This window comes from Acinetobacter sp. ABJ_C1_1 (assembly GCF_044684115.1).
GTDB classification, from domain to species: domain Bacteria; phylum Pseudomonadota; class Gammaproteobacteria; order Pseudomonadales; family Moraxellaceae; genus Acinetobacter; species Acinetobacter nosocomialis_A.
The window spans coordinates 1-18,406 of record NZ_JBITPU010000023.1 but is presented as its reverse complement, the minus strand read 5'-3'; the positions used below and the strand labels follow the sequence as shown (position 1 = coordinate 18,406).

Sequence of the window (18,406 nt, the reverse complement as noted above, 5' to 3'; positions counted from 1 at the left end):
CTCTGAGGAATTTTTCATGGAACTCACTTTAGGTCTAGTTGCAATTGCATCTGCTATCTTGATCGCTTTCGGTGCTTTGGGTACTGCGATTGGTTTTGGTCTTTTGGGTGGTCGCTTTTTAGAAGCTGTAGCTCGTCAACCAGAATTAGCTCCACAACTTCAAACTCGTATGTTCTTAATCGCGGGTCTTCTTGATGCTGTGCCTATGATCGGTGTTGGTATTGGCTTGTTCTTCATCTTCGCTAATCCATTTGTAGGTTAATCAGCTTAATTCCTAAATCCACTATTTGAGGAATTGCAATGAATATCAACCTCACATTGATTGGTCAAGCGATTGCGTTTGCGTTTTTTGTCGCATTCTGCATGAAGTTTGTTTGGCCACCACTAATCAATGCGATTAGTGAGCGTCAGCGTAAAATCGCTGATGGCTTAAATGCAGCAGAAAAAGCGAAAGCTGACCTTGCCGATGCACAAGCGCAAGTGAAGCAAGAACTTGATGCAGCTAAAGCACAAGCGGCTCAATTGATCGAACAAGCGAACCGTCGTGCAGCGCAATTGATCGAAGAAGCTCGTACTCAAGCTGCGGCTGAAGGTGAGCGTATTCGTCAACAAGCTAAAGAAGTTGTTGATCAAGAGATCAATTCTGCTCGCGAAGAATTACGTCAACAAGTAGCTGCTTTGGCAGTGACTGGTGCAGAAAAGATCCTGAACCAACAAGTTGATGCAGAAGCTCATAACGCCATGCTGTCTCAGCTGGCTGCTAAACTTTAAGCGAGGCGAATTATGGCTGAACTCTTGACGTTGGCACGTCCGTATGCCAAAGCAGCATTTGCTTATGCTTCTGAGCAAGGTGCAACAGACAATTGGTCGAATGCGTTACAAGTGCTCAGTGCTGCGGTGCAAGACGAAGCATTTTCCGCTTATTTAAATCGCCCTGAACTTACTCCTGCGGAGCAAGTGAAGCTTTTTGCTAAAGTTTTAGGTGAAGATCAATCTCAAGCAGTGTCTAACTTTTTGACACTTCTTGCAGATAACGATCGATTAGTGTTGTTACCTGAAATTGCAGCAGAATATGAACAGCTTAAATCACAGAATAACAATACGGTTGATGTCGTGATTGAATCGGCGTTTCCGTTAACTTCTGTTCAGGAACAATTGCTTGCACATGCGTTAGAAAAACGCTTCAAGGCAGCAGTTAATGTTTCTGTCGAAGTTAATCCTGCTTTGATTGCAGGTGTGGTTATTCGTGCAGGCGATCAAGTGATAGATGATTCTGCGCTTAACAAGCTTGAAAAAATGCGTACTCGTCTTCTTGCATAATGCAAATGATGAAGACTGAACTAATAAAAGATTGAGGAATAGCGCAATGCAACAACTGAATCCATCCGAGATCAGTGCGCTCATTAAACAGCGTATCGGAGATCTGGACACCAGCGCGACCGCTAAAAACGAAGGTACCATTGTTATGGTATCCGACGGTATCGTGCGTATTCACGGTCTTGCTGATGCAATGTACGGTGAAATGATCGAATTCGACGGCGGCTTATTTGGTATGGCACTGAACCTAGAACAGGATTCAGTGGGTGCCGTTGTTTTAGGTAACTACCTAAGCCTTCAAGAAGGTCAAAAAGCTCGTTGTACAGGTCGTGTTTTAGAAGTTCCAGTTGGTCCTGAACTTCTTGGCCGTGTAGTAGATGCTTTGGGTAACCCAATTGATGGTAAAGGCCCAATTGATGCAAAATTAACTGATGCTGTTGAAAAAGTAGCACCAGGCGTAATTTGGCGTCAATCAGTAGACGAGCCTGTTCAAACTGGTTATAAATCAGTTGATACCATGATTCCTGTGGGTCGTGGTCAGCGTGAGTTGATTATTGGTGACCGTCAAACTGGTAAAACAGCAATGGCGATCGATGCGATCATCGCTCAGAAAAACTCTGGCATTAAATGTGTATACGTTGCGATTGGTCAAAAACAATCAACAATTGCAAACGTTGTACGTAAGCTAGAAGAAACTGGCGCTATGGCGTATACAACTGTTGTCGCTGCTGCGGCTGCTGATCCTGCTGCAATGCAGTATTTAGCTCCGTACTCTGGCTGTACAATGGGTGAATACTTCCGTGACCGCGGTGAAGACGCTCTTATCATTTATGATGATTTGTCTAAGCAAGCTGTTGCTTACCGTCAAATTTCATTGCTTTTACGTCGTCCACCAGGTCGTGAAGCGTATCCGGGTGACGTATTCTATCTTCACTCACGTCTTCTTGAACGTGCTTCTCGTGTATCTGCTGACTACGTTGAGAAATTCACTAATGGCGCAGTAACTGGTCAAACTGGTTCTTTAACTGCATTGCCAATTATTGAAACTCAAGCAGGTGACGTATCTGCATTCGTACCAACGAACGTAATTTCGATTACTGACGGTCAGATCTTCTTAGAAACATCATTATTCAACGCAGGTATCCGTCCTGCTGTGAACGCGGGTATCTCTGTATCTCGTGTTGGTGGTTCTGCTCAAACTAAGATCATCAAAAAATTGTCTGGTGGTATCCGTACCGCTTTAGCACAATACCGTGAATTGGCTGCGTTTGCTCAGTTCGCTTCTGACCTTGACGAAGCAACTCGTAAGCAACTTGAACATGGTCAACGTGTAACTGAGTTAATGAAGCAAAAACAATATGCTCCTTACTCAATTGCTGACCAAGCTGTTTCTGTTTATGCATCTAACGAAGGCTATATGGCTGACGTAGAAGTTAAGAAAATCGTAGACTTTGATGCTGCGTTAATTGCTTACTTCCGTTCTGAATATGCTCCGTTGATGAAACAAATCGATGAAACTGGTGATTACAACAAAGACATCGAAGCAGCAATCAAAGCAGGTATTGAAAGCTTTAAAGCGACTCAAACTTACTAAGTTCAGTTTTAGTTAAGTTTGGTTCACGGATCAACCTTCGGAAGCTCGAAAGGGCTTTCGAATACTAGGTTAAGCGTATGGCAAATTTAAAAGAAATTCGCGCCAAAGTAGCTAGTATCAAGAGCACGCAAAAGATTACTCGCGCGATGCAAATGGTAGCTGCTTCTAAAATGCGTCGTGCGCAAGAGCGCATGGCTCAAGGCCGTCCGTATGCCGATAATATGCGCCGTGTAATTGCTCACTTGGTACAAGCAAACCCTGAATATAAACACCGTTATATGGTTGACCGCCCAGTTAAGCGTGTTGGCTATATCGTAGTGTCTTCAGATCGTGGTTTGGCAGGTGGCTTGAACATTAACTTGTTCAAGAAAGTTGTGCAGCATGTCAAAGCACAACAACAGCAGTCAATTGAAGTTGAATTTGCTTTAATTGGTCAAAAAGCGGTTTCGTTTTTTAAGAATTACGGCGGTAAAGTGCTTGGTGCAACTACCCAACTTGGCGATGCGCCGAGTTTGGAACAGTTAACTGGCTCAGTGCAAGTTATGCTTGATGCATTTGATAAAGGCGAATTAGATCGTATCTACCTCGTATCAAATGGTTTCGTTAATGCAATGACTCAGCAGCCTAAAGTAGAACAACTTGTTCCTTTAGCACCAGCAGAAGAAGGCGATGATCTCAACCGTACTTATGGTTGGGACTATATCTACGAACCAGAAGCAGAAGAATTGTTAAATGGTTTGTTGGTTCGCTATATCGAGTCTATGGTTTATCAAGGTGTGATTGAGAACGTTGCATGTGAGCAGTCAGCTCGTATGGTCGCGATGAAAGCAGCGACAGACAACGCAGGACAATTGATTAAAGACCTACAACTCATTTACAACAAGCTGCGTCAAGCCGCGATTACTCAGGAAATTTCCGAGATCGTTGGCGGTGCCGCTGCCGTTTAACATTATTAAGTTTGAATTGAGGAGACAGCAATGAGTAGCGGTCGTATCATTCAGATCATCGGCGCGGTTATCGACGTCGAGTTTGAGCGCACAAGCGTTCCTAAGATCTATGACGCTCTCCAAGTTGACGGTACTGAAACTACTTTAGAAGTTCAGCAACAACTTGGTGATGGTGTTGTTCGTACCATCGCAATGGGTTCTACAGAAGGTCTTAAACGTGGCCTTAATGTAACTAGCACAAACGCACCGATCTCTGTTCCAGTGGGCCCAGCTACGCTTGGCCGTATCATGGACGTTTTAGGTCGTCCTATCGATGAAGCAGGTCCTGTTGCGACTGAAGAACGTTTGCCGATTCACCGTCAAGCGCCTTCTTATGCTGAACAAGCAGCTTCTACTGACCTTTTAGAAACTGGTATTAAAGTAATTGACTTACTTTGCCCGTTTGCAAAAGGTGGTAAAGTTGGTTTATTCGGTGGTGCGGGTGTTGGTAAAACCGTTAACATGATGGAATTGATCAACAACATCGCAAAAGCACACTCAGGTTTATCTGTGTTTGCTGGTGTTGGTGAGCGTACTCGTGAAGGTAACGACTTCTATCACGAAATGAAAGATTCTAACGTTCTTGACAAAGTAGCAATGGTCTACGGTCAGATGAACGAGCCACCAGGTAACCGTTTACGCGTTGCGTTAACTGGTTTGACTATGGCTGAATACTTCCGTGATCAAAAAGACGAAAATGGTAAAGGTCGTGACGTATTATTATTCGTCGACAACATCTACCGTTATACACTTGCGGGTACTGAAGTATCAGCATTGTTAGGTCGTATGCCATCTGCAGTAGGTTACCAACCTACACTTGCAGAAGAAATGGGTGTTCTTCAAGAGCGTATTACATCTACTAAATCTGGTTCGATCACATCGATCCAAGCAGTATATGTACCTGCCGATGACTTAACAGACCCATCGCCTGCAACTACATTTGCTCACTTAGATGCAACAGTAGTATTGAGCCGTGACATCGCATCTTCTGGTATTTATCCAGCGATCGATCCACTTGACTCAACTTCACGTCAGTTAGACCCATTAGTTGTTGGTCAAGAGCACTATGAAATTGCGCGCGCAGTACAAAACGTATTGCAACGCTATAAAGAGCTTAAAGACATCATCGCAATCTTGGGTATGGATGAATTGGCAGAAGAAGATAAATTGGTTGTTTACCGTGCGCGTAAAATCCAACGTTTCTTCTCTCAACCATTCCACGTAGCTGAAGTATTTACTGGTGCTCCTGGTAAATTAGTACCACTTAAAGAAACGATTCGTGGCTTTAAAGGTCTATTAGCTGGTGAATACGATCACATCCCAGAACAAGCGTTCTATATGGTTGGTGGTATTGACGAAGTGATTGCTAAAGCTGAGAAACTCTAATTTAAGGAGATCATCTCATGGCGACTATGCAATGTGATGTCGTAAGTGTTAAAGAGTCTATTTACTCTGGCGCAGTGACGATGTTAATCGCGAAAGGTGCAGGTGGTGAACTTGGTATTTTGCCAGGACACGCTCCACTTGTAACTTTGCTTCAACCGGGCCCGATTCGTGTTCTGTTGGAAAATGGTACAGAAGAAATCGTCTATGTATCTGGCGGTGTTTTAGAAGTTCAACCTCATGTTGTAACGGTTCTTGCAGATACTGCAATCCGTGCTGACAATTTGGATGAAGCTGCAATTTTAGAAGCACGTAAAAATGCTGAACAATTGCTTGCAAACCAAAAGAGTGATTTGGACTCAGCTGCTGCTTTGGCATCTCTTTCAGAGATCTCAGGCCAGCTTGAAACAATCCGTAAAATCAAAAACCGCGCTCAATAAGACGCGGTTCGAGATTGAAAAAGCCACCGTAAAGGTGGCTTTTTTTTATTCTTGAAAAGAAAATTAAGAATCAGTTTTTGAATCTGATTTTTCATCTCCTGCCATAATCAGTGCGGCGAGTTTGACCATATCCATTTGGATAGTATTGAGTTGCTTTTCAATTTGGTCGAAATCAATTTGTTCTAATTTTCCATTTAATAAAGGCATACTTAAAGCTTGTTGGTTTGCTTGTAGTAGGTTTTGACGGATATTTTCAACTTCCTGACTTTTTATATCTAAAGTCAATAATGCTTGATTTAAGCCTTTTAGCTGCTGTTTTAATGTCGTTACAGTGGTTTTTAGCTCTTGCTGATCTTCATCTTGAATGGCTTGCTCAACATCAAGTTGAGTGTCCTTAAGCTTTTCAATATAGTCACCAGCTTTTAACTGTAAGTTAGCCGCGTCACGAACGATATAAAAAACATTACCGCTTTTTAACTCAGTTTTATTTTTTGTAGGTGTGATTTCTTGTGAAGAATCATCTGCTTGTTCTGATACTTGGTCATTGGTTTGAGCAGACTCTTGTTCCTTAGCATGGTCTTGTGCCTGATCGCATCCAAGTAACAACATACCTGAAGCAAAAATCACAAATGGAAAAAATGCGCCTTGTAAAACTTTTTTCATAACTACACACATACCAAGTAAAGCAAGTGCGTACTATATGCATAAAATATGTAGAAATAAGGTATTGTTGCAAATGAACAACATTTTGACCAGACAATAAAAAAGAGCGCTGTAGCACTCTTTTTTATGAAATTGCTATAAAAATTATTTAGCTAACTCTGCTTCAACTGCTTTTACAATTTGTTCGTCATCTGCTGTTAAGTTTGGCGCAAAACGAGCAACAACTTCACCATTTTTATTTACTAAGAATTTCTCAAAGTTCCATAACACTTCTGGAGCAGGGTTTGTTGGAATACCTAAGCCTTCTAAACGCTCGCGGAAAGGACCTTCACCAATGCGTTCTGGTTGAGCCGCTGTCAGTGCTTGATAAAGTGGGTGCTTATCTTCGCCTACTACAGAGATTTTTGAGAAAAGTGGGAAATGAACATCGTAGTTTAATGAACAGAATTGCTGAATTTCTTCATCCGAACCAGGTTCTTGTTCTTTAAAGTTATTTGCAGGGAAACCTAAAATTTCAAGGCCTTGATCTTTCTTTGCTTGATAAAGCTTTTCTAAGCCTTCGTATTGTGGAGTTAAACCACATTTAGACGCTGTATTTACGATTAATAAAACCTTACCTTTATATTGATCAAGGTCAACCGCTTCGCCTGAAATGGCTTTTACTGGAATATGGTATACAGATTGAGTCATGAGTCTTTCCTGAAGATTGTAATTGATATCAAGTAACGCATTTGTTTTAACTGCTATTCTTGAGGAGTGCAATAATATTCGTGTTCAAAAAATAAAAAGAGAAGAAAAAGCAGTCTATGATCTAATTGTTTCTGATTTGAACAGGGGTTTGGCCGGTATATCTCTTAAAAAATTCAATAAAACTGGAACTGTGTTGATAACCTAAATCATATGCTAAACGTTTAATCGGCATGCCTTGTCGAATTTGATGAATGGCATAAACAATTTTGGCTCGATTACGCCACTCGGATAAAGAAAGTTGTAACTCTTGCTGACTTAAGCGTAATAAATGACGATCACTGACTGAAAAATTCTGAAGTAATTGTTGTAGAGAGTGGTTAAAGAGCAGTGGATCTGAAAGCTTTTCCAAAATTGGTAGTAAAACTGGATGACGTGTTTGGGGTAAGTAATGAGAATATGCTGTGGCTTGTTGTAACTGATCAAATAGAACTTGAAAAAGATGTTCTAAGTATTCAGGTTTTTTATTTTGTTTTTGCTGTTCCAAAATTTGTAAAACCAGAGTTCGAAAGAAAGGCTGAATACTAAAGCATTTACAGACATCACCTAAAATAGAACAGAGGCTAGGGTGTAGTCGAATACAAATATAGTGAATTTCATGGTCGATATGAGTAGATTGATGGACTGTTTGAGGTGGAATCCAAAGTCCATAGCTTGGAGGAGATAAGTAGATTTGTTCTTCTACTTGCATTTCCAAAATGCCATTCAAACTGAAATTAAAATCTCCCCAAAGTGAAGCATGAGGACGAACAATATCTTCTTTTTCATATAGAAATTCATGAACTTCTATATTGTTTAATAAGGAAAATTGTTGGTCCTCATTTTTCATCTATTTACTCTGAATAATATTTTAATTTTCACAAGTCGCTTTAGGGTTATTTAAGCCTTTGGCAAAGGTAAATGTACTAATTAATGCTAAAGCAACGAAGCTTAATACACCATAAATTAAAGTATTTTCATTGAAATGATCAACTACATAACCACCTAATAATGAGCCTGTCGCAATCATGACTTGGAACATACCAACGAAGAGCGGCATGCCTTTTTCCACTGCATGAGGTGCGTGTACAAACATCCAAATATTGGCAGAGGTAGGGAAAGCACCAAATGCGAAGCCCCATAGTGCAGTCAGAACGATGGCACCAAATTCATGAATAGCAAAGATAGGAAAGCCGAAAAACACGATTGCAAAACATGTTCCAACGAAGGCTAGAGTGTAACGGACATTTAAGTTGCCGCTATATCCTGCAAATGCATTTCCAAAAATACCAGCAATTCCGTAAAGCAATAATAATGAACTAATAGTGGTACCGTTGAATCCTGCAATATTCTTAAAGAAAGGTGCTAAATAACTATAAGCACAGAAGTGAGCAAGACCAATTAATAAGACAATCAGCATGCCACTGCGTGCCTTAGGAGTGCGTAATAGTGCTGGCAAGTCTCTTATGTGAATTGCTGAGTCTGGTACAAGTTTAGGTAAGAAAATCAGCTGAAGTACGAGTACAACAAGACCGATCGCAGCTGTTATTCCAAATGCACTACGCCACCCATAAAACTCACTTAGCCAAGTTCCAATTGGGACACCTAATACAGTTGCAAACGTTACACCAGCCATGACTACGGCAGTTGCTTTAGCAATAGGTAAATGTGCAGGTGCGAGCTTGCCACTTAAAGCAATAGCTGTAGCCCAGAAACCGCCAATTGAGATGCCTAAAATTAAGCGGCTCAGTAATAAAACATGGAAATTTTCTGCAAAAGCAGTAATGGTATTGGCAATCACCATAATTGCGGTCAGTAAAATAAGAACATAACGACGGTCAAGTTGTTTTACTGAAACAGGTAATAGTGGGGCCGCAATCGCTGCCATAATGCCGGGTACGGTAATAATAAGACCAGCTGTACCCACAGAAATATGTAAATCAGCTGCAACGCTATTTAAAACACCAACAGGTAAAAATTCACTTGTTACTAATGCAAATGCTGCAATGGCAACGGCCAAAATGGCAAACCAGCTCCCTTGAGTGGAGGTCGTGGGTCGCGGTTTAGAGGTAGTAGATTGGTCCATAATAAATCCTTACTTGGCTAAATTTGGAGTGAAGAAAGGCAATTTTCTAATTAACTAACGATCATTATGAAAATAAAATAGTTGATAAAAAATCGAACGTCAATTAATTTAATAACGATTGTTATAAAAATAGATGTGATCTTTATGACAAATAGGCATGAAACAGATCTTGCTGTTAACGAAGACACGCTAAAAAAGAAGCGTGGACGCCCTAAATGCTTTGATGAGCAGCAAGTGTTAGAAAAAGCAATGTTACTTTTTTGGGAACATGGCTATGAAGCAACGTCTATTAGTGACTTGACGCAGGCTTTAGAAATTACAGCACCAAGTTTATACAGTACTTTTGGTGATAAGGCAGGCTTGTTTTATAAAAGTATTGATTACTACTTAGCTCATGAAGCATGTCCTATTGAAACAATCTTTTTAGAAGCAAAAACTGCAAAAATTGCTTTTGAGTTATATCTTTATGACAATGTGAAACGACTGGTTCAACCCAATAAACCAGCAGGTTGTATGTTGGTCGTTGCGGCGATGAATTGCTCTGATGCAACTCAAGATGTACAGCAAAATTTATTAGATAAACGTATAAAGACCAAAGAAAAATTATTAAAGCGTCTAGAGCAGGGTGTAGCGCAGGGCGACTTATCTGCGAATGCTCCTCTACAAGAAATGACTGATTTTTATGCCACCGTTATTCAAGGGTTGACTATTCAGGCGAGAGATGGCGCGAGTACTGAGCAACTACATAAAGTGGTAGAACATGCCATGAAAGCTTGGGCATTATTTTAAAAAATTAATGATGTCCTAAGTTCAATATCAATGTCGGAAATACGATATTTCAATTTATTAAGACATTCTTCAAAATAAAATCTCTTTTGTAGATGGTGTATTACTATGAGTCAGGTCATGAAATATCACAAATGGGCATTTATTTTTCCCATTCTGGCAGTACTGATTTGGTCTTTAAATATTGTAGTCACCCGCTATGTCTCGGATTATATTTCTCCAGTCAGCATTAGTTTTTATCGGTGGTTAATCGCCTTTATTATTTTAACGCCATTTATGCTTTTACCAGTTTGGAGACAACGACAGCTAGTAAAAATGTATTTGCCTAAGCTTGCAGTATTGAGTGCATTTGGGATGGTGCTTTATCAAGGTCTGGCTTATACAGCGGCTCATTATACCAGTGCGACCAATATGGGTATTGTTAATGCCTTTATTCCGATCTTTACTATTTTTGTTTCGCTTGCCATTTTAAAAGATGTACCTAATCGATTTGCAGTCTTTGGCAGTATTTTGTCTTTTGCAGGCTTGCTCTATGTCATGTGTCAGGGCGACATTAATCAGTTGTTAAGTGCTAGTGGTCATCTTGGTGATGCCCTCATGATTGTTGCTGTGTTCTTCTATGCATTTTATGGGGTTTTCCTTAAAAAATGGCAGCTTCCACTTCCAATCATGACAAGCTTATACGTTCAGATTGGTTTTTCTGTATTGTTCCATCTTCCTTTGATTTTCTGGTTCGGTCTTGATGGCTTAAATGCACAAAATGCGCCAAGTGCAATTTATGCAGGTGTATTTGCGTCTTTAATTGCGCCGTTAGTTTGGATGTTAGCAGTACAACAACTTGGGCCAAATAGAACAAGTATATTTATGAACTTGGTCCCTGTCTTTACAGCAGTTATAGCAAGCGTTTGGTTATCTGAGCAATGGACGATCTATCATACCTTCGGCGGAATTATGATTCTGGTAGGTATTATTATGGCTCAAAAGAAGGTTAATTCTAAAAAATCGGATCTATTGTCAGAGCAAAACTAAAGTCGTTGAAAAAACTATGGCATATTTTGAAAAAAACTGATGAAAATATGCCATATTTTTCTTAGTTAAAGTTTTTCTATATGATTTATAAATAGATTATAAAAACAAGTTGAAATATAAATATTAAAAAAGACGAGTAAAAATATTAATATAATTTTAACTTATAAGCGAAAAAAGCTAAATTCCCTACACTTTTCATGCTTTTTTTAGAGAAATAATATATTTCTCTCATCTACCCTCTTACCACATAATAGCGACCACTACGAAAGACGCTATTTTAAGCAACTTTTCTTTCGTTCCAGAGATATCCAAACCCTCTGGATGTGGTATATACCCATCCTTTTTTATGCTCAGTTATCCCTATATAACTGAGCTTTTTTTTGTCTAAAATTACGGACGAATGACTTCACCCGTTAAGGCATTAATGATTCGACTTGGTTGCTGACTTTGCCCTAAGTCACCATTAAGATAGTTTAATTGTGAACCAAAGTATTGGCAGGCATCTTGTAATGAATGAGCAGGCTCTTGTCCACTCGGGTTTGCACTCGTCGATACAATGAAGCCATGAAAAGCATTACATAAAGCGACACATAAAGGATGGGTTGTTACTCGTACAGCAACAAGCGGGTGTTCGCCCTTAATCCATGAAGGAATATGTTGATCGGCTGGCAATAGCCAGGTCGTGGCTCTTTCTGATGGTTGATGGTTAGACCAGCAATCAATAATTTCTTGTTGAGTCGTTTGCGGTAATGAAGTCAGTAAATGCTCGACTTGACTAATGTGTCCAGCTAATAAAATGACGCCCTTTTCAATAGGGCGCTGCTTCAATTCAAGAATTTTTTGAAAAGCTTGTTCATTAAATGGATTACAGCCTAATCCCCAGACTGCCTCAGTTGGATATGCCAAAACTTGACCTTGTTGTAAACATTCGGCTGCTTCGGTCACTGAGGTCGTAATCATGGTAATACTTTCCTTTCAATCAAACAGAATCGTTATTGTGCGCCCTAATACTAAGAACGACAACGTAAATACAGCCCTGATTGTTGCATACATAAACCGAGTAGTTCTAGTTCCATCAGTGAAGAGGTCAGTTCAGAAACTGCAACATTATGATGAATAACAAGCTGGTCAATATTCTGGCCTACCCAGTCTAAAGACTGATAAAGGTCAATTAAATGTTCAGGAATTTCTGGGGTATTTACATTAACTTCTTCAGTTTGACTTTGTTGCTGGCTTTGCCATTGGGTTGGCAATGCAAGATCTTCAATAATTTGTTCAGGATGGTCGACTAAAATTGCGCCTTCACGAATAAGTTGATGACATCCTTGATGAAACTCACTATAAATATGGCCTGGAATGGCAAATACGGTTTTGCCTTGTTCAGCAGCTTTATTGGCCGTGATGAGTGAGCCACTTTTTAAAGTCGCTTCCACAACTAATACGCCTAAACTCAGACTGCTAACAATTCGGTTTCTACGTGGGAAATGTTGCTGTAATGGCGGTGTCCCCGGTAAAAACTCAGTAATAATGGCGCCGTTCTGAGCCAAAATATGTTCTGCCAGTTTTTTATTTTGAGCTGGATAGGTAGTGTCTAAGCCCGTACCAGTGACTGCGATTGTACGTTGATGGGCGGATGCACCTTGGTGGGCTGCTTCATCAATGCCATAAGCCAGACCACTACTAATAAAAAAGCCCTTTTCACTTAAGTAATAGGCAAAATCATAAGCTACCTGACGACCATGTGGGCTTGGTTTTCGGCTACCGACAATCGCGATTTGTGGCTGCAATAAAGCTTGAGCTTGGCCTTTCCCGAAAATAATAGGTGGATGATCTGTATAAGGAAGCAATTGAGTAGGGTAGCCAGAATCATCTGGCGTCAAAATAAAATCAGTATGCTGATGAACTTGTTGTACAAGCTGTTCGAACTGAGCTTGACCTTGAGCGGTTTGAAACTCAGCTACGCGTTTTAAATGATTAGCATGTAGCCCAAGAGAGGGCCATTCTGCTAATCCATGAGGTTGAGTTGCTTTTTCACAGTTTCCAAAATAATCAATAATTTTTTTAAAACTAACTAATGAGTGCTGCACCAAATACCACACTTTAAGCGTGTGGTAATGGTGTGAAGTAAGTTGGGTGAGCATTGTAAAAGGTTACATCCAGCATTAATCGTTAAAGCGAGGTGGCTGAATGCTTGAACCGACTTTAATAGGCAAATCGCTTTCTAGGACATAAGCATAGCTAAGTTGATCAAAAGTTCTAAAAACCATCAGACTACCAATCTGTTGACCAGGAAGTTGAATCGCCTCTTTGGTTTTAGGGTCGCGAATCGTCTCGCCTTGTTGGTCAATGTCAAAAACTTGACCTACCTGAACACCTTGCTCTGTACCACGATCCAAAGTCACGACACTATTTTTTGCAGCTCTACCAATTGACCCCATGACACGAATAATTTTGCCGCCGTCTGTCACTTGTTTTGCATCTACGGGGTAAAACAATGTTGGTAAGTTAGCTTGTTCTTCAGGCATAACACGATCGCCACGACGTACTTCACCATCATAGCTATCTGTAAGCTCTAATGTAGTGATGTCTTTTTCAGTAGACATTGCAACACCCGAAGCAACCTGTGACAGCTCTATGCCTAAACTATGCTTTTTACCTTTACTGTCTGTGAAATAGTAAGGTTCACCTTCGCGATAAACTGCATAGCGTTGACCATGAACTAAGCCTTGTCCTCGTGCATAAATAGTTTGACCTTTTCCTGCAAGTACACGTTGATCAGCTGTACCGACAACATAAGGTGTATTGGTAATTGAGTCAGCTGGTAAAATAGTACTGTTCTCTAACCACTGTTTAATATGTTCAAGTGGAATAACAGGAACACTATTATTTAATGCTTCGACGCGAACTTGTGGCTGCAGGTTTGTGGTTTGACCTGTGTAGCGGCGGATAATACCGACACAGCCGTCTCCTTCGTCTTTACCGACTAAGGGACGTCCATCTAGGCTACATAATAGTAATCGGTCACCCGGATAGATCCAGTGCGGATTTTTTACATGTTGATTACTTGCCCAGATTTCAGGCCAGCGCCATGGTTTATTTAGAAAATGTCCCGAAATATCCCATAGTGTATCTCCGCGTTTTACAATGTACACATTGGGTGCATTGCTTTTAAGAGAAGGTGGATTATGGTTTGGGCTGGCAGCATGAACCTCCGCTACCGTACCAAGTGCAACTCCTGTACAGAGTGCTAAAGCAAGTAAATGCTTTTTTATCCCCAAAGCATGAAATTGAACCATGCCGTCAAAAACCTTTTTCATTATGATAATTCCTAAAAATTATGCGTGCAGATGCGTTATAATAGGCGGCTAACACACAATTTTTCGATGAAGTATTTCCTTCATTTGGTTTTTCAATCAATGGCATAAGTGAGGACGTCAGTATGGCCTTATTACCTATTTTAAGTTTTCCTGATCCCCGTCTTCGTACCATTGCTAAGCCTGTTGAAGAAGTTACTGATGAAATTCGTCAACTTGCAGCAGATATGCTTGAAACCATGTATGCGGCACCAGGTATTGGTTTAGCAGCTTCTCAGGTCGATCGTCATATTCAGCTTATCGTCATAGATTTGTCTGAATCTAAAGATGAACCTTTGGTTTTCATTAACCCCAAAATAACTCCACTGACTGAAGAGACGCAGCCGTACGAAGAAGGCTGTCTATCAGTGCCACAAATATACGACAAAGTTGACCGCCCGTCACGTGTGAAAATCGAGGCAATTAACCTTGAAGGTCAAGCATTTGAGATAGAAGCTGACGGACTTCTCGCTGTTTGTATCCAACATGAAATGGATCACTTAAAAGGCAAATTGTTTGTGGATTATTTGTCGCCACTTAAACGTCAGCGTGCACGCGAAAAAGTCGAAAAGATTGTTCGTCAACGCGAGCGTGAAAAAGTTGCGGTAAAACGTTAAAAGTTTTTCAAACATTATAGTGTGGATGTGATTTTTGGTTTTTCGTAGTGGTCTGTTGCTCGCATGTGCAGCAGTGTTTTTACAGATTGCGGTATTTTTACAGCCGCTATTACCGAAGCAATATCAAATTGCTCCGGTCTGTGAAACTATTACCCGTGCTTTGCTTAAACCCAAGGCACAGACGGAAACCATGTCACATGCCATGCATCATTCACATCACGACCACCATATTGAACAAGCACAAGTACCTGAACATCATGACCACCATGATGCAAATCACCAGTGCCAATATTGTACCGTCTATGCCAATCTGGTTTTACCTCCCGAATTTGGCGTAAAAGAGGTACTCGTTCGTATACAAGTTCGCTTAGTCGCCTATCAACAAGCATTTCGACATGTTTATTTTGCGCTACAGCGACTCTTCTTACTCCCACAAGGGCGTGCACCGCCTCTATTTGCATAAATAAAAGCAATTTTTTGTTGGGGTCTTGATTGACTTCAATATCACTTTATTTATGTTTTAGAGCTTATAAAAATGCCACATTCTAAATTTTTACTACAACCTTTATGGGTTGCGATGCTTGCTGTCTCTCATTCGGGTCTAGTGTTTGCCGACTCAGAAAAAAATGATGCCGATACCAACACACTTCACTCATTAGCACCTATTGTTGTTACAGCACAACAAGGTAACGATGCAAATGGCTTGATCGTACATGCAGACCCGAAACAGCCAATTCAGCCAGTACCTGCTACAGATGGGGCAGACTATCTACAAAGTATTATGGGTTTTAACTCAATACAAAGCGGTGGAACCAATGGTGATGTGACATTCCGAGGCATGTTTGGTTCACGCATCAAAATTCTAACGGACGGCACAGAGAACTTAGGTGCATGTCCAAACCGTATGGATGCTCCAACTTCTTATATTTCACCAGAAAGTTATGACCGTATTTCTGTCATTAAAGGTCCACAAACTGTTCAATATGCCAATACAGGTTCGGCAGCTACGGTACTTTTTGAACGTCAACCTGAGAAACTTACCTCTGAAAAACCTTATCGTGGGCAAGCAAGTGTTTTGCTAGGTTCATATGGACGTATTGACCATAATGTTGAGGCGGCAATTGGCGATGAAAAAAAATATATTCGTTTAAATGCCAACCGTTCAGAGTCTAATAGTTATCAAGATGGTGATGGTAATACCGTGCCATCAGCATGGAAGAAGTGGAATGCTGATGTAGCGCTTGGCTTTACTCCAGATGAAGATACATGGATTGAACTCACAGGTGGAAAATCTGATGGTGAATCGCTTTATGCTGGACGTTCAATGGACGGATCTCAATTTGCGCGAGAAAGTTTAGGTCTGCGGTTCGAAAAGAAAAATATCACTGATGTCATTAAGAAAATTGAAGGGCAGGTGAACTACAGCTATAACGACCATATTATGGATAACTTTAGCTTGCGCACACCGCCATTAGTTGAAATGAACCATGGTGGTATGACCATGCTCATGCCAAACGCGATGGCAATGGAAGTGACACGTCGTACACTAAACTCGCGCTTAGCCATGACCTCTGAATGGAATAAGTGGAGCCTAATCACAGGTGTAGATTCTCAATTTAATAAACATGGCGGTAGCATGTCATCGCCAAATATGCCTTCAATGAATATTCCATATCGTCAAGATATGCGTTTTCAATCATATGGTGCTTTTGGTGAACTTGGTTATCAATGGAACGATCTCAACAAATTGGTTACAGGTGCACGTTTAGATCGAGTCACAGTTGAAGATGAACGCGCCGATTCTCAGGCAAAAGGCTTTAATACTAAACTTGAAAAGACTTTACCGAGTGCATTCGTTCGCTGGGAAAATCAACATCCTGAACATGACCTAAAAAGCTATATCGGTTTAGGTTATGTAGAGCGTATGCCTGATTATTGGGAGCTTTTCTCGCCTAAACACGGTAATGCTGGCTCAACCAATACGTTTAACGGTGTGAATCCTGAGAAAACATTACAGCTCGATATGGGCTTCCAGCAGCAACATGGAGCTTTAAATACATGGGCTTCTGCTTATGCAGGCTTAGTAGATGACTACATTTTAATGAGTTACCACCATCATCCAAGTATGGGAATGGATGGGCATGATATGAGTCATGATATTACTGCGGGTGCAAAAAATGTCGACGCAACGATTGCTGGTGCAGAAGCGGGTATTGGATATCAATTTACCGACCATATTCAGGCAGATTTGAGTGCCATGTATGCGTGGGGTAAAAACACCACAGATGACAAACCGCTACCTCAAATTTCCCCTTTGGAAGGTCGCTTAAATATTCGCTATGTAGCTGACAAATATAACTTAGGTCTGTTATGGCGTGCTGTTGCTGAGCAAAACCGTGTGAGTCTACATCAAGGTAATATCGTGGGATATGACCTAAAACCAAGTAAAGGTTTTTCAACCCTTTCTTTAAACGGAAGTTACAACCTTCGTAAAGATATTGATGTATCTGTTGGCATTGACAACGTATTAGATAAAACCTACACCGAACACTTAAATAAAGCGGGAAGTGCAGGCTTTGGATTTGCGAGTGAGGAACAGTTCAATAATATCGGAAGAAATTACTGGGTTCGTATGAGCATGAAATTTTAATCAGCTTAACGAATTAAATGAACTGAAAGAATTAATTTAAAGAGAGAAATGAAATGACAAATAAATTATCGCCTGAACAATCTTGGTGGGGATGGAAGTTACTTATTGTGGCTTCTATCTTGGCTTTACTATTTATGATCATTTTTTACTGGGCAATCAACAATGAGCCTGACTATATGCCTAGTCAAAAAAATAAGCAGATGATGGAGACACATGAGCAAATGAATCAAGCTGAAATGCACATGCACAGTTCATCAGCTCAATAAGTTCTTTAAAATTTGGAAAAGGAAGTCTGGTTAACAGGCTTCCTTTTTTATTTTTAGGTTTTAAAAATTATTGATGTATTCTCGCTAAGATTTTTGCCTTATTTCGATTCTGATAAAGCCTATTGCGGATAGAGCATAGGACTTCGAAAAGTACAGCATAAATCCTTTGTAAGTATGAATAATGTGCTTTTTACCATGATACGTTATGAGATGCAGAACAATTTTCTTATATCAGAACAACAACTTAAACGCGAATTATCGAACATGATACTGGCTTGTTTAAGTCAAAAATAAATAATCAAAATAATTATCGTTATAAAACAATATCTTAACTTGGTCGTTGATTTAAAAGTAAACGCTCAAGTCATAAGTTTCTAATTTTCGCTTGCAAAGGGTTCTTAATCCTCTATAATGCACATCCATCGGCGGTGATGCAGATAGAAACTTGTTGAAAAACAGTTACTTGGAATTGAGTTGATTGCTTTAAGTGATGAATTTGATGTTAAGTTG

Annotated in this window: 20 protein-coding genes and 1 pseudogene; 14 read left to right on the top strand and 7 right to left on the bottom strand. The window is 40.3% G+C overall.

Going from position 1 to position 18,406, the window contains the following annotated elements:
* The first annotated feature begins 16 nt into the window (after positions 1 to 16).
* From atpE to ACG59Z_RS17755, 7 genes are all read left to right on the top strand, one after another.
* On the top strand, positions 17 to 262 hold the full coding sequence (gene atpE / locus ACG59Z_RS17785) for a F0F1 ATP synthase subunit C (protein WP_000424060.1): 246 nt from the start codon (positions 17 to 19) through the stop codon (positions 260 to 262).
* A gap of 38 nt (positions 263 to 300) precedes the next feature.
* Positions 301 to 771 carry a F0F1 ATP synthase subunit B gene (locus ACG59Z_RS17780; RefSeq protein ID WP_002054137.1) on the top strand — a complete coding sequence of 157 codons (471 nt, stop codon included), beginning with the start codon at positions 301 to 303 and terminating at the stop codon, positions 769 to 771.
* A gap of 12 nt (positions 772 to 783) precedes the next feature.
* The gene (locus ACG59Z_RS17775) at positions 784 to 1,320 is read left to right on the top strand and encodes a F0F1 ATP synthase subunit delta (RefSeq protein WP_004705938.1); all 537 of its coding nucleotides are present in this window, start codon (positions 784 to 786) and stop codon (positions 1,318 to 1,320) included.
* A gap of 46 nt (positions 1,321 to 1,366) precedes the next feature.
* Complete coding sequence (atpA, locus tag ACG59Z_RS17770; protein WP_004705937.1) at positions 1,367 to 2,911, top strand: F0F1 ATP synthase subunit alpha; 1,545 nt, start codon at positions 1,367 to 1,369, stop codon at positions 2,909 to 2,911.
* Positions 2,912 to 2,988: 77 nt separating this feature from the next.
* Positions 2,989 to 3,858, top strand: a complete 870-nt coding sequence (gene atpG / locus ACG59Z_RS17765) for a F0F1 ATP synthase subunit gamma (protein ID WP_002114131.1) — start codon at positions 2,989 to 2,991, stop codon at positions 3,856 to 3,858.
* Positions 3,859 to 3,888: 30 nt separating this feature from the next.
* Positions 3,889 to 5,283, top strand: a complete 1,395-nt coding sequence (gene atpD / locus ACG59Z_RS17760; RefSeq protein WP_004705936.1) for a F0F1 ATP synthase subunit beta — start codon at positions 3,889 to 3,891, stop codon at positions 5,281 to 5,283.
* A 17-nt stretch (positions 5,284 to 5,300) separates the two neighbouring features.
* Positions 5,301 to 5,720 carry a F0F1 ATP synthase subunit epsilon gene (locus tag ACG59Z_RS17755; RefSeq protein WP_002054176.1) on the top strand — a complete coding sequence of 140 codons (420 nt, stop codon included), beginning with the start codon at positions 5,301 to 5,303 and terminating at the stop codon, positions 5,718 to 5,720.
* A 63-nt stretch (positions 5,721 to 5,783) separates the two neighbouring features.
* On the opposite strand, the gene ACG59Z_RS17750 is transcribed toward ACG59Z_RS17755, so the two are convergent.
* From ACG59Z_RS17750 to ACG59Z_RS17735, 4 genes are all read right to left on the bottom strand, one after another.
* The gene (locus ACG59Z_RS17750; RefSeq protein WP_396480913.1) at positions 5,784 to 6,383 is read right to left on the bottom strand and encodes a hypothetical protein; all 600 of its coding nucleotides are present in this window, start codon (positions 6,381 to 6,383) and stop codon (positions 5,784 to 5,786) included.
* 144 nt (positions 6,384 to 6,527) lie between these two features.
* Positions 6,528 to 7,073 (bottom strand): glutathione peroxidase, encoded by a 546-nt coding sequence (locus tag ACG59Z_RS17745; RefSeq protein WP_263612703.1) that lies wholly within the window; start codon positions 7,071 to 7,073, stop codon positions 6,528 to 6,530.
* Positions 7,074 to 7,194: 121 nt separating this feature from the next.
* Positions 7,195 to 7,959, bottom strand: a complete 765-nt coding sequence (locus tag ACG59Z_RS17740; RefSeq protein ID WP_400200606.1) for an AraC family transcriptional regulator — start codon at positions 7,957 to 7,959, stop codon at positions 7,195 to 7,197.
* 21 nt (positions 7,960 to 7,980) lie between these two features.
* Complete coding sequence (locus ACG59Z_RS17735; protein ID WP_212285343.1) at positions 7,981 to 9,195, bottom strand: MFS transporter; 1,215 nt, start codon at positions 9,193 to 9,195, stop codon at positions 7,981 to 7,983.
* 135 nt (positions 9,196 to 9,330) lie between these two features.
* On the opposite strand from ACG59Z_RS17735, the gene ACG59Z_RS17730 reads away from it, so the two are divergent.
* Positions 9,331 to 9,984, top strand: a complete 654-nt coding sequence (locus tag ACG59Z_RS17730; protein ID WP_335864254.1) for a TetR/AcrR family transcriptional regulator — start codon at positions 9,331 to 9,333, stop codon at positions 9,982 to 9,984.
* Positions 9,985 to 10,089: 105 nt separating this feature from the next.
* A complete protein-coding gene (locus ACG59Z_RS17725; protein ID WP_400200605.1) occupies positions 10,090 to 11,010 on the top strand; it encodes a DMT family transporter in 921 nt (306 codons plus the stop codon).
* A gap of 390 nt (positions 11,011 to 11,400) precedes the next feature.
* On the opposite strand, the gene ACG59Z_RS17720 is transcribed toward ACG59Z_RS17725, so the two are convergent.
* The 3 genes from ACG59Z_RS17720 to ACG59Z_RS17710 are packed head-to-tail and all read right to left on the bottom strand — an operon-like array spanning position 11,401 to position 14,327.
* Positions 11,401 to 11,970 (bottom strand): L-threonylcarbamoyladenylate synthase, encoded by a 570-nt coding sequence (locus ACG59Z_RS17720; protein ID WP_400200604.1) that lies wholly within the window; start codon positions 11,968 to 11,970, stop codon positions 11,401 to 11,403.
* 50 nt (positions 11,971 to 12,020) lie between these two features.
* Positions 12,021 to 13,151, bottom strand: coding sequence for a DNA-processing protein DprA (gene dprA / locus ACG59Z_RS17715; protein WP_400200603.1), 1,131 nt, complete (start codon positions 13,149 to 13,151; stop codon positions 12,021 to 12,023).
* A 21-nt stretch (positions 13,152 to 13,172) separates the two neighbouring features.
* Entirely contained in the window at positions 13,173 to 14,327 is a 1,155-nt protein-coding gene (locus tag ACG59Z_RS17710; protein ID WP_400200602.1) for a LysM peptidoglycan-binding domain-containing protein, read from the bottom strand.
* 122 nt (positions 14,328 to 14,449) lie between these two features.
* Between ACG59Z_RS17710 and def the strand changes: the two genes are divergently transcribed.
* The 5 genes and pseudogenes from def to ACG59Z_RS17685 all read left to right on the top strand — a co-directional run.
* On the top strand, positions 14,450 to 14,980 hold the full coding sequence (def, locus tag ACG59Z_RS17705) for a peptide deformylase (protein ID WP_004705924.1): 531 nt from the start codon (positions 14,450 to 14,452) through the stop codon (positions 14,978 to 14,980).
* A 34-nt stretch (positions 14,981 to 15,014) separates the two neighbouring features.
* Complete coding sequence (locus ACG59Z_RS17700) at positions 15,015 to 15,443, top strand: DUF2946 family protein (RefSeq protein ID WP_272236271.1); 429 nt, start codon at positions 15,015 to 15,017, stop codon at positions 15,441 to 15,443.
* A gap of 72 nt (positions 15,444 to 15,515) precedes the next feature.
* On the top strand, positions 15,516 to 17,630 hold the full coding sequence (locus ACG59Z_RS17695; RefSeq protein WP_400200601.1) for a TonB-dependent copper receptor: 2,115 nt from the start codon (positions 15,516 to 15,518) through the stop codon (positions 17,628 to 17,630).
* A 53-nt stretch (positions 17,631 to 17,683) separates the two neighbouring features.
* Positions 17,684 to 17,896: a hypothetical protein gene (locus ACG59Z_RS17690; protein ID WP_174741075.1), complete on the top strand. Its 213-nt coding sequence runs from the start codon at positions 17,684 to 17,686 to the stop codon at positions 17,894 to 17,896.
* A 147-nt stretch (positions 17,897 to 18,043) separates the two neighbouring features.
* Positions 18,044 to 18,190 (top strand): annotated as a pseudogene (locus tag ACG59Z_RS17685) (TetR/AcrR family transcriptional regulator); the annotation flags it as partial.
* Positions 18,191 to 18,406 lie beyond the last annotated feature (216 nt).

What these genes read in the sequence shown, in the direction of transcription:
- atpE (WP_000424060.1), top strand. Translation starts at nt 17, where the DNA reads ATGGAACTCACTTTAGGTCTAGTTGCAATTGCATCTGCTATCTTGATC.
- ACG59Z_RS17780 (WP_002054137.1), top strand. Translation starts at nt 301, where the DNA reads ATGAATATCAACCTCACATTGATTGGTCAAGCGATTGCGTTTGCGTTT.
- ACG59Z_RS17775 (WP_004705938.1), top strand. Translation starts at nt 784, where the DNA reads ATGGCTGAACTCTTGACGTTGGCACGTCCGTATGCCAAAGCAGCATTT.
- atpA (WP_004705937.1), top strand. Translation starts at nt 1,367, where the DNA reads ATGCAACAACTGAATCCATCCGAGATCAGTGCGCTCATTAAACAGCGT.
- atpG (WP_002114131.1), top strand. Translation starts at nt 2,989, where the DNA reads ATGGCAAATTTAAAAGAAATTCGCGCCAAAGTAGCTAGTATCAAGAGC.
- atpD (WP_004705936.1), top strand. Translation starts at nt 3,889, where the DNA reads ATGAGTAGCGGTCGTATCATTCAGATCATCGGCGCGGTTATCGACGTC.
- ACG59Z_RS17755 (WP_002054176.1), top strand. Translation starts at nt 5,301, where the DNA reads ATGGCGACTATGCAATGTGATGTCGTAAGTGTTAAAGAGTCTATTTAC.
- ACG59Z_RS17750 (WP_396480913.1), bottom strand. Translation starts at nt 6,383, where the DNA reads ATGAAAAAAGTTTTACAAGGCGCATTTTTTCCATTTGTGATTTTTGCT.
- ACG59Z_RS17745 (WP_263612703.1), bottom strand. Translation starts at nt 7,073, where the DNA reads ATGACTCAATCTGTATACCATATTCCAGTAAAAGCCATTTCAGGCGAA.
- ACG59Z_RS17740 (WP_400200606.1), bottom strand. Translation starts at nt 7,959, where the DNA reads ATGAAAAATGAGGACCAACAATTTTCCTTATTAAACAATATAGAAGTT.
- ACG59Z_RS17735 (WP_212285343.1), bottom strand. Translation starts at nt 9,195, where the DNA reads ATGGACCAATCTACTACCTCTAAACCGCGACCCACGACCTCCACTCAA.
- ACG59Z_RS17725 (WP_400200605.1), top strand. Translation starts at nt 10,090, where the DNA reads ATGAGTCAGGTCATGAAATATCACAAATGGGCATTTATTTTTCCCATT.
- ACG59Z_RS17720 (WP_400200604.1), bottom strand. Translation starts at nt 11,970, where the DNA reads ATGATTACGACCTCAGTGACCGAAGCAGCCGAATGTTTACAACAAGGT.
- dprA (WP_400200603.1), bottom strand. Translation starts at nt 13,151, where the DNA reads ATGCTCACCCAACTTACTTCACACCATTACCACACGCTTAAAGTGTGG.
- ACG59Z_RS17710 (WP_400200602.1), bottom strand. Translation starts at nt 14,327, where the DNA reads ATGAAAAAGGTTTTTGACGGCATGGTTCAATTTCATGCTTTGGGGATA.
- def (WP_004705924.1), top strand. Translation starts at nt 14,450, where the DNA reads ATGGCCTTATTACCTATTTTAAGTTTTCCTGATCCCCGTCTTCGTACC.
- ACG59Z_RS17695 (WP_400200601.1), top strand. Translation starts at nt 15,516, where the DNA reads ATGCCACATTCTAAATTTTTACTACAACCTTTATGGGTTGCGATGCTT.
- ACG59Z_RS17690 (WP_174741075.1), top strand. Translation starts at nt 17,684, where the DNA reads ATGACAAATAAATTATCGCCTGAACAATCTTGGTGGGGATGGAAGTTA.